The organism is uncultured Psychromonas sp. (assembly GCF_947489755.1).
Lineage (GTDB): Bacteria > Pseudomonadota > Gammaproteobacteria > Enterobacterales > Psychromonadaceae > Psychromonas.
Genome location: NZ_CANLFB010000067.1, coordinates 1 through 1,229, shown reverse-complemented (window position 1 = coordinate 1,229; position 1,229 = coordinate 1). Strand labels below are relative to the sequence as shown.

1 protein-coding gene is annotated in these 1,229 nt (G+C 39.8%); it reads right to left on the bottom strand.

The window, feature by feature from the left end; translation table 11 throughout:
- Nucleotides 1–5 precede the first annotated feature (5 nt).
- Nucleotides 6–1,142, bottom strand: coding sequence for an ISAs1 family transposase (locus tag Q0794_RS18015; protein ID WP_298944259.1), 1,137 nt, complete (start codon nt 1,140–1,142; stop codon nt 6–8).
- Nucleotides 1,143–1,229: the final 87 nt, after the last annotated feature.

Sequence of the window (1,229 nt, the reverse complement as noted above, 5' to 3'; positions counted from 1 at the left end):
TACGGCTAGCGCATTTTAATCCCACTCTCCAACAGGGTTGAACGATATTTATCATCTAACCCTGCCATTTTCTTTTTGGCTGCCATACTTGCTGATTTGCTCGTATCTTGTTTGAATAATGCCATTGCCATTTTTCTCATGACATTAAAGACAAGAGGTCCTTGTCCTTTACGTATTCGTGACTCATCCTCTCTAAATGTCATATCAAGCACCCAATGCATACTTTCAACTTGCCAATGGTCTCGTACTGCATTGAGGCCCTGCTCGGCATTTAACGGTAATGAACTGATGTAACAACGCGTTTCGCTTGTTTCTTTACCTGTACTTTTTTCATAGACTTCTGCTGTTATTTTAATAAAGCTGTTTAAGCCGGACCAACGATAATCCTTACCAAGCCATTTTTTATCAATTAATAATTGTTCACAAGTTCTTGTTTCTATTCGTCCATGACCCGACGAGATTGTCGTATGCTTAGCGTATTTCTCCGGTGTCAAACCTTCTCGTTGACATTTATGCCACCACGCTTCCAATTCAGCTTGCATACCTGAATGATTACCTTTCAAGGCTAAAATATAATCTGCCTTTTGTTGGATTATTTGCTTCGCTATTTCTTTCTGGCACCCCATTGCATCAAGGGTAATGATGCTATTTTCTATATCTAAAAGTGAGAGTAGCTCTGGTATCGCGGTGATTTCATTTGTTTTCGCATCAACTGCTGTTTGCCCTAATACTAATTGATGTTGGCAACTCCAAGCGCTCACGGTATGCAGTGCATTTTTTCTATCTTTAGTCGTAAATGAGCGACGGGCAGTTTTTCCATCAACGGCAATCACATGGCAGCCTGTTTTTTCTATCAGGCTTGATATCCATGTTTGAAAGGCTTGTTCGATTTCACTCGCTTTTAAGCGGCTGATGACACGGGCAATAGTGTCATGTCGTGGAATACCTGCTTCAAAATCACGGTATTGACGTAGCCAGTCAAGTTTTATATATCCAAAATTTTCAATATCTTCCCAGCCTTCGGAGCCTGACATAACAGCCGTCACGGCAAGTAACAAAATGTCGAGTAGGTTATGCTTTTTGCAGCGTTCGATGCGCGGGTCGGAAATAGAATCAAAATTATTCAAAAAAGTAGCACTCATTAATATCACCAAAGCTTATGATTATCAGTATAAAATGATCTGATCGCTACTTTATTAAAAAGTTCAATTTATAATGATCTTGCCGTA

Excerpts from the sequence above, each read along its gene's own strand:
- Q0794_RS18015 (WP_298944259.1), bottom strand. The coding sequence starts at position 1,142 with ATGAGTGCTACTTTTTTGAATAATTTTGATTCTATTTCCGACCCGCGC.